At 33.1% G+C, this 9,334-nt stretch carries 10 protein-coding genes; 6 read left to right on the forward strand and 4 right to left on the reverse strand.

Annotated features, from left to right (window positions below; all coding sequences use genetic code 11):
• From B3J44_RS06150 to B3J44_RS06175, 6 genes are all read left to right on the forward strand, one after another.
• Positions 1-519: hypothetical protein (locus B3J44_RS06150; RefSeq protein WP_286966844.1), on the forward strand; the 519-nt coding region annotated here is incomplete at its 5' end.
• Between the two features lie 168 nt (positions 520-687).
• Complete coding sequence (locus B3J44_RS06155; RefSeq protein WP_286966846.1) at positions 688-1,869, forward strand: ankyrin repeat domain-containing protein; 1,182 nt, start codon at positions 688-690, stop codon at positions 1,867-1,869.
• Positions 1,870-1,904: 35 nt separating this feature from the next.
• Positions 1,905-3,248, forward strand: a complete 1,344-nt coding sequence (locus B3J44_RS06160; RefSeq protein WP_286966848.1) for an ankyrin repeat domain-containing protein — start codon at positions 1,905-1,907, stop codon at positions 3,246-3,248.
• Between the two features lie 19 nt (positions 3,249-3,267).
• Entirely contained in the window at positions 3,268-3,810 is a 543-nt protein-coding gene (locus B3J44_RS06165) for a hypothetical protein (protein WP_286966849.1), read from the forward strand.
• Between the two features lie 81 nt (positions 3,811-3,891).
• Entirely contained in the window at positions 3,892-4,647 is a 756-nt protein-coding gene (locus tag B3J44_RS06170; protein ID WP_286966850.1) for a hypothetical protein, read from the forward strand.
• Between the two features lie 27 nt (positions 4,648-4,674).
• Entirely contained in the window at positions 4,675-5,709 is a 1,035-nt protein-coding gene (locus tag B3J44_RS06175; protein WP_286966851.1) for an XAC2610-related protein, read from the forward strand.
• A 44-nt stretch (positions 5,710-5,753) separates the two neighbouring features.
• On the opposite strand, the gene B3J44_RS06180 is transcribed toward B3J44_RS06175, so the two are convergent.
• The 4 genes from B3J44_RS06180 to B3J44_RS06195 form a co-directional block, all read right to left on the reverse strand.
• Positions 5,754-5,984: a ferredoxin gene (locus B3J44_RS06180; RefSeq protein ID WP_111284884.1), complete on the reverse strand. Its 231-nt coding sequence runs from the start codon at positions 5,982-5,984 to the stop codon at positions 5,754-5,756.
• Entirely contained in the window at positions 5,984-7,225 is a 1,242-nt protein-coding gene (locus tag B3J44_RS06185) for a peptidase U32 family protein (RefSeq protein WP_286966855.1), read from the reverse strand. The genes B3J44_RS06180 and B3J44_RS06185 overlap by 1 nt, the downstream gene beginning before the upstream one ends.
• Positions 7,226-7,591: 366 nt before the next feature.
• Positions 7,592-8,026 (reverse strand): IS200/IS605 family transposase, encoded by a 435-nt coding sequence (tnpA, locus tag B3J44_RS06190; RefSeq protein WP_286966856.1) that lies wholly within the window; start codon positions 8,024-8,026, stop codon positions 7,592-7,594.
• 24 nt (positions 8,027-8,050) lie between these two features.
• A partial coding sequence (locus B3J44_RS06195) for a rhodanese-related sulfurtransferase (protein ID WP_286966858.1) occupies positions 8,051-9,334 on the reverse strand: 1,284 nt, incomplete at its 5' end.

Below are 9,334 nucleotides of genomic sequence, written 5' to 3' on the forward strand. Positions count from 1 at the left end.
AGGCAATATTACGAAGGCAGTTTACCAGATTTAAATCAATGGGAAAACATAACAAAGTACGTTAAACAATACTACTATAATTCCGAAATTGGCCTAAATAAAGACATTGTACATCCTTCTTTCAATGATTATTTTAAAGCTGATTTTTATTATAGTACATCCGAATATTACTCGCCATTTGGTAATGATCCTGGATTTGACGCCCTGATGAGTACTGAAAGATTTCTAAAAGACGATGATTCAAATAATTTCTATCTCATCAATTTTATTGAAGAAATGATCATTGAGGATCATCACTTTAAAGTAACCGATGAAAATAAACATTTGGCAGTTCATAATCTTCAAACAATAATTGCTATAGGCTTTGCCAACTTAAAAGTAAACGGTTTTATTATGGAAGATGTAAAAGAAAAAACTTTAGAGTCACTTCAATTGTTAAACACGTTACTAAATCAAGAAAATTATCAAATTATGATTTCTGATTTAACAAAAGTTGAAGCGGAAACATATGGCTCTTAGAAGCATCATTTTTTCATAAATCCCATATTTAATTCCATAAAAAGCTTTTTTAACTTTTTATCCTGAAATATATTTAGCATTTTTATGTTTTATCTTACAACAAGATTTGAAAAAGCCCAATTTTAAAAGCTTCCAAATCTTAATCTTTCATTTTAAAAATTGATCAGAATGCAAACACAAAACCAGATTGAAAATTTCCTTTTTCAGGGAAAATTTGACGAGGCCAGAGAATGCCTAAATAATGGGGAAAAATTTAACGAGCAATATCTAAAAAACAATTTTTCGCAGATTGCTGCCAAAATTATAGATGCCAAAGAAATTAATTTCATTGAAAAGCTAATAAAAGCTGGATTTATTGAAACCGATATTTACGAATTGGACAGTTTTGATCAATCTATTTTTAAACCATTGACTTTATACTTAAAAGATAATGAAGAGTCGATTGCTTTTTTTAAGGAATTGATGTCAAAAATGGACAATATCAATGACGAAATAAGCGATAAAATCCTTCTTGGCTATTTTCTCGAAAAAGGAATTTCGCCAAAGATAGTTAAAGTATTAGTTGATGATTTTGGAGCTAACACTCAGTATAAGAACAATGCAGGTGAAAATTTTATCTATACAATTTTGAATACTTATGGTCTTGATTCAGAGAAAGTAAAAGAATACATTACCATATTAATAGATAACGGAGTTGACATTAATGAGAAAAACATTGTTGGGACAACACCTTTAATGTGCGCTGTGAAAAGAAACCAAAAAGAACTTCTGCCAACTTTATTAGAAAATGGCGCAGATCCTAATGAAACTGATAACCAAGAAAACAGTGCTTTCTATTACGCTGCAGCCGAACAGTTTTCTTTTCAGATGTACGAACTTTTAGCAGAATCATCATCAGCCAATTTTAATAATATCAATAAAAACGGAAAAACCTTACTTACCGAGTTTATCAGAATGATGTCTGATTCTGAGTACGATTTAAATTCACTACAAAGACTATTATCAGATGGAGCCGATTTAAATCATTGTGCTGAATATTATGGAAATCCGAAATCGGGTGTGGATTATATTGTTGAGAAAAAATCGGGTATTTTAAAATCAGTTCTTGAGAGTGGATCTGTTGATGTTAACGAACAAGACAATCAGGGCAACACTGTTTTACACAAAGTTTGCGCGTATAATGTTAATTATGATGCCGAAGCAGCAAAAGAAACCTATAGAAAAGTAAAATTGCTTCTTGAAAACGGTGCAGATAAAGAAATTACCAACGATAAAGACGAAACGGCTTTAAAACTTGCCTCTGATGACAACCTAAAAATCAAAACGGTTGAACTTTTAATGAAACAATAAATCGATTATCTATTTAAAAAATAATACACATGTCAATGTCATTTATAGTTGCCTGCGAAAACGGGAACAGAAAAATAGCAGAATTACTTCTTCAAAATAAAGAAGTAGATGTAAAATATACAGACGAACTTGGAAGAACTGCACTTCATTACGCAGCGCACAGAGGTTACCTTGATATCGTAAAAATTCTAACAGAAGATGGTGCTGACATTAATTACGAAGATCATCAAGGAGAAACGCCTTTGTACTTTGCTTGTCTTCAAAAACAAAAACAAACGGCGCTGCATCTTTTAGAAAATGGAGCAGAAATTACCAAAAACGACAAATACGGAAATAGTCTGCTTCATTTGGTTGTTCAAACGGCTCAAATCGATATTGCAACAAAGTTGCTTGAAGCAGGTATCGATGTTAATTTACTGAATAACAACGGAGAAACTCCGCTAATATTGGCTTCAGCAAAACTAAATAGAGAAATCATTCAATTGCTTTTAGACAAAGGGGCTGATATAAATGTTACCGATAAGCAAGGAAATACACCTCTTCTTTATGCTTGTTATACCAAATCGATTCCGATGGTGACTTTACTTCTAGATAATGGAGCTAATATAAATCATGTAAATCATTCTGGCGAAAACGCTCTTTTGATTGCTTGTTATGAAACTAACAGAATGTTAGCTAAATTATTGGTTGAAAGAGGATCAGATGTATTTACTTCAAGTAATAATGGATATTCTCCTATTTGGTATGCTTGCGCAAATAATCAAAAAGAGATTGTGGCTTTGTTTTTAGAAAACGGAGTTGACGTTAATTACAGCAAACCTGTCGCTCAAGATACTTCTTCAATGAATGATTATTTGGACTGGATTGTTACCGCGACTAATATCTCTAACGAATCTAGTTTTACCTTAAACAATTCTTATACTTACGGCGGTGAAAGCCTTTTGCATGTTGCTACCAAAAAAGGAAACCTAAGTATGGTAAAGCTACTGATTGAAGCTGGAGCAAACATCAACATTCAAGATGAATCTGGAAATACACCATTACATTATAGCGCTGCCAACGGAAAAAAAGATGTTGTAAAGTATTTACTAGACAACAAAGCAGATGCTTCAATCGTAAACGTAAAAGAACAAAAAGCAATTGATTATTCGAATGTGAAAGGCTTTAATGAAATCACTGAATTAATTTTGAAATATGCTCCTTCAGGAACGGTTGTAAATCCAATTCAAACTACAAATGCTGAAACTCCAAAAACAGACACTTCAAATTCGATGGAGGCCAAGAAAAAAGCATTATTAGACTTAAAAGAACTTTTGGATGCTGGAATTTTAACTTCTGAAGAATTTGACGCTGAGAAAAGTAAAATTTTAAAAGGATAAATAATAATAAACTTAAAACATGAAAAGAATTTTAAATACCACAATCCTATTTTTAGTATTAATCGCCGGAAGTCTACTTTCTACGTCCTGCAATAACCTTTCGCCAGAAAAAACCTTTGAAATTGCTGCTTTAAACTCCAATTTATTGTCTCGTTTTGGAAGTAAAGAAATAAATGAAAAACTGCAATCAGAAGCGCAAGTTTATGATGAGAATCAAAAAAAGATGGTTTCTTCTTCTTACTACGATGCCTTTAAATATGACATTACGAATCTGGAAACACGTTTTCAGACTATTAAAGATATACCTGAAGATGATGACAATAAAGAACTTCTTCAAGCATCAAAAGATTTATTTTCTTATGCGATTGCTAAACAAAAAGAAGGTTATTTGCCAATTGCTAAACTAAAAGACGAAAAAGCTTCGCAAGAGCAAATTGAAAAAGCGATTGCTGATTTTGACGCTTCAACTCAAACCGAAATAGATGCAAAATTCACCAAATTGATGAATGTTGCACAAACGTATGTTGATAAGCATAATATAAATGCTAAAATTGGAATCTAAATTTTCTCCTGCTGGCGCAAGTTTTATACTAGCGCCAGCATTAGATTTTAGCAAGAATATTGTAAAACAAGCTCAAAAAATATGATAAAAAAATACTTTTTAATTATTGGAACATTTGCATTGCTAGCAATTACGACTAGTTGTAAAGATGATAAAAGCAGTAATAAAAAATCAAATAATGCCGAAATCACAGATTTAAAAAAAATCCCAGAAGTAGATGAAACTACTGTTGTGACCAAAAAGAATCCAACCGACTTTATTCCTAAAAACTTTGTGGTTTTTGACACTATTTACGGCGATTTAAATAAAGACGGGTTAGACGATTGTGTACTGATCATTAAAGGCACCGATAAAAGCAAAGTAATTATAGATGAATATCGTGGCGAATTGGATAGAAACCGAAGAGGTATTATTGTTCTCCTTAACAAAAAAGGCAGTTACGAATTGTTTACAAAAAATGAAAGCTGTTTTTCTTCCGAAAATGAAGATGGCGGCGCTTATTATGCTCCTGAGTTAGAAGTAGAAATAACGAAAGAAAAACTATTTATAAGTTACGCGTATGGAAGATACGGTTACTGGCAATATATGTTTAGGCTTCAAGATAATGATTTAGCTCTTATTGGTTATGATTCTAGCAGTAATAATGGTCCTGTAGTAAATGTCGAAACCAGTATAAACTTCCTTACCAGAAAAAATATTACTAATGTAAATACAAATGATGATGCAGACAGTGGTGAAGAAGTGTTCGAAAAAACCGAAACAAAAATTGCAAGAACTAAGCTTCTGAAATTATCTGGAATTAAAGATTTTGATGAACTTCGTTTTTTTGATGAATAGTATCATAAACCTTATCCCGAATAAAGCATGAAAATAAAAATTCTCCTTTTTCTAATTGCACAGGCGTACATCTCAAATGCCCAAAAAGCTTATATAAGTAATGATTTTTTAAAAGGTTATACTTTATATTTTCTGAAACAAACCAAGAATTCAGAAATAAAAGAATATTATAAACTTACAGAGAATCAAACCAAGAAAACGGTACTCGAATATGGCTCTAAAGAATTTTCTAATTCAGAAATGCTAAAAACGGCTAAAATCTCTTCTTTCAAAAGTATTCCTGAAAGCAACATTCGTGTTTTGGGAGATCTGAATTTTGACGGGAGAAAGGATATCGTAATCCATGAAACCGAAATTAACGACGACGGCTGTTATACCGCTCAGGCAACAGCTCATGTTTTTATCAATACAATAAACGGTTTTCTTAGCAGTCCAAGTATAAGTCGCCTATATAATGATGCTTATTGTGTAAGAGGCGGTTCATTTGAGATTGACTCTAAAAACAAACGCATTATTACTTCGAGTAGTGGCGGTGCGGCACTTCATGTCTCTTCTTACTACATGATTTCTGGAATGGAAGCTAAAGAGTTAGCAAATTTTGAAGAAGAAGGCGATCCTTATTCTCCATTTTCCAAAATAACAGGTAAAAAATGGAAAGACAATAATTGGGTTTCATTCTCTTCTCTATCTGTTTATGAGCCAAACTTAGATAAAGTGTTTTCTTTTGATACAAAAAATGAAAAAGGCCGTGTGCTACTATTCAAGGATAAGGATGTTTTGTATTATGCATTTCAACAAAACGATGAATATAAGTTTGTATCGTTCGCATATCCATCAAGTCCAGAGAAAGCTGACAAAGCAACATTTAAATTCAAAAAACAAAACACCAATTATGAATTGGAGTTTAATAGCGGTAGTATAAAATATACAATTTATGAAACCGCAAATAATTATGGAATCAAGATTTATGTCAATGGAAAACTATCTAATTGGCAAGGAACTTCTAAACAAGGAAGTTTAGCCGCATTATCAAGCGCCAGTTTTAAAAATGTTTGGGAATAAATTAAAAAAAGCCGTAACCACAGCTCTTTCCATTTTATATATTTCTAAGTTTCCTTAACCGTAATGATCTTCACCGGACAAGCTTTTGCCGCCAATTCGCAGCTTTCTACAATTGTATGATTCGGAGATTTTAAAGTAAAAAAGCCTTTTGCATTCTGCGAATGAAGCAATACCGATTTCCCATCTTTTTTAGACATTTGAAAATGAACTGGATCCATTTCAACGCAATAATTACAGCCAATGCATTTATCTCTTTGTAAAGTAATGATAACCATTATGCTTCAACAATTTTATACAGTTTGTCCGACATCCTAATTCTGAATGGCAATTTGAAAGTACAGTCATCTCCTTTTGTGGCTTTTTCTGCTGCAAGATCGTTCACAAACATTTCGTCGATAATCATCTCTTGAGCTCCAGTACTTGGTCCTGTTACCAATATTTTATCTCCGACTTTAATATCGTAAGCTTCGATTGTGAACTGCCCAACTTCTGCTTTTGGGAAATAATGTGTCCCTTTCCCAACATAAACCTTTTTCTGAGTCGCTGCAGATCCCGGAATATCGCTCCATTCTCCTAATTCTTGTCCTAAATAATACCCAGACCAGAAACCGCGATTGTAAACTGTTTCCAAAGCTTTCATCCAATTTGCCGTTTTTTCTTTTGAAAAAGTTCCGTCATAGTAAGCATCAATTGCTTCACGATAGGTTTTGATTACCGTTGCCACATATTCTGGTGCACGTCCGCGCCCTTCGATTTTCAAAACCTTAATTCCAGAATCTATTACTTGATCTAAGAAATCTAATGTGCATAAATCTTTTGGCGACATCATATATTCGTTATCCAATTCGATTTCGAAACCTGTTTCTTGATCAATAACGGTATACTTTTTTCGGCAGTTTTGTTTGCAAGCACCACGATTCGCAGATGAATTATGCGAATGTAAACTCAAATAACATTTTCCTGAAACCGCCATACACAAAGCTCCATGACCAAAAATTTCGATTTCTACTAAATTTCCGTTCGGCCCTTTAACCTGTTCCTTTTCAATTTGATCGGTAATATTTTTTACTTGACGTAAGCTTAATTCTCGGCTTAAAACCATTGTATCTGCAAATAAACTGTAGAATTTGATGGTTTCTATGTTTGTAACATTCAATTGCGTTGAAATATGAACTTCCATTCCAATCGATCTTGCCATTGCAATTACGGCTTGGTCTGATGCAATTACAGCTGTAATATTAGCTTCTTTGGCTTTGTTCAATAATGTTTTTACAACTGACAAATCATGATCGTAAATAATCGTGTTTAAAGTAAGATAGCTTCGAACGTTTTTGACTACGCAACGATTGGCAATTTCTTTTAAATCTTCGATAGTAAAATTCACTGTCGATCTTGCGCGCATATTAAGCTGTTCAACTCCAAAATATACTGAATCACAGCCATTATCCAAAGCAGCCTGGAGTGACTCAAAATCTCCCGCAGGAGCCATAAGTTCAATTGTATTGTTAATTGTCATTTTTGATTTATTATTCAAATGACAAAAATAATGCGGGTATAGATTAGATTTCTATGATATATATCATAGTCTATATTTTAAAAATTAATCCAACAGATTAATATAGCCTAAGATTGAAAACCTGGGCTATGTTTTTCCCTGTACGAATGTTTTCTCAAATATAGCCCGTGGTTTCAACCACGGAAAACGTATCGTTGACGCATTTCAAATTCAATATTGCGAAAAACACAATCGTTAAGAATATTCTTTGCGTTCCTGCGGTTGAAACCGCAGGCTATGTTTTTCTTTACGCATGTTTTCTTTGCAAATGTTTTAAAATATAGCTCGTGGTTTCAACCACGGAAAACGTATCGTTAGACAATTCAATCATTTATCTCCCAACCCGTGTAATTTTACAAAATCATCAAATTCATCTTGTCCATTTTTCTTAAGATGATGTTGTTTTTGATTTTTAATGTAATTGTAAACAGCATTTAACTGAGATTCACTGACAGAGAATGCACCAAACCCAGTTTGCCATGCAAATTTTTCAAGGATAAATTCTCCTCTATTCATAAAATGAGAAGAGCTTCCTTTTATTTGCTTTACAATATCTGTGATAGTTTTTTGTGGATTTTGTAAAAATAAAACATGCACATGGTCTGGCATTCCGTTAATGATTCTAACTGGGCAGCCAAGTGCTGTTAACTCTTGCCAAATATAATCGTAAAGGGTTTTCTCAATTGAAAAATCAATCAGATCCTTACGATTTTTGGTAGCCCAAATTACATGAATCCATAATTTGGTAAACGATTGAGACATAAATAAATTAGCATAAAAATTTTGCTAATTTACAATTTTATACAACTTATCTGACAAACGAATACGAAACGGAACCTCAAAAGTAACTTTATCACCAACTTTAGCAGATTGAGTTTCTGCTCCGTCAACTATGATTTTGTCTAAAACCAATTCCTGTTCACCTGTAGTTGGACCCGAAATTAAGATTTTATCACCGCTGTTTAATTCGTGATTTTCTACTGTAAATTGTCCAACTTGTGCTTTTACATAATAATGTTCAGCTTTTCCAAGAAGGACTTTTTTTACTTTTATTTTCTGACGAATATCCGATTGTTTTTGTGCAGTTGCCAAAGCAGTCTCTGGTAATTCTCCTGAATGTTTGAATTTTAAGTTTTCAGATTTTCCTTTTCTGAACACTTTGTTTCCAACTTGTTTTCCAGTTCTCAAACGAACTTGATCAACTAATGGCATGTGGATAATCTCTAAACATTCTGTAGAACAGCAGTTTTCCATTGCCGCTTTACAATCATCACACTGAATAAACAATAAATGACATCCATCGTTTTCGCAGTTTGTGTGATTATCGCAAGGTTTTCCGCATTGGTGGCATTGAGAAATGATATCGTCTGTGATTCTTTCGCCCAAACGATTATCAAATACGAAGTTTTTACCAATAAACTTACTTTCTAAACCTTCCTCTTTCAATTGTTTCGCATAGTTGATGATTCCACCTTCTAATTGATACACATTTTTGAAACCTTGGTGTTTGAAGTAAGCACTTGCTTTTTCGCAACGAATTCCTCCAGTACAATACATTACCAGATTTTTATCGTCTTTGTGATCTTTAAGTTGTTCGTTGATTATTGGCAAACTTTCTCTAAAAGTTTCAACATCTGGAGTAATCGCATTTTTAAAATGTCCAACTTCACTTTCGTAATGATTTCTAAAATCAACTACAATCGTGTTCGGATCATCTAAAATCTCATTGAATTCTTTGGCTTTCAAGTGAACGCCTATATTAGTAACATCAAAAGTATCATCGTTTAAACCGTCAGCAACGATTTTGTGACGCACTTTGATTGTTAATTTTAAAAACGAATGATCATCATGTTCTACAGCAACATTCAATCGTAAGCCTTTCATGAAATCGTAAACCTCAAGAGTTTCTCTAAAAGCTTCAAAATTTTCGGCAGGAACACTCATTTGAGCATTTATTCCTTCGCTGGCAACATAAATTCGGCCTAATGCATCAAGGGCATTCCAGGCTACGAACAAGTCATTACGAAATTTTTGTGGATCTTGAATTTTGGCATACGCATAGAAAGACAA

This window comes from Flavobacterium sp. UBA4854 (assembly GCF_002399805.1).
Lineage (GTDB): Bacteria > Bacteroidota > Bacteroidia > Flavobacteriales > Flavobacteriaceae > Flavobacterium > Flavobacterium ginsengisoli.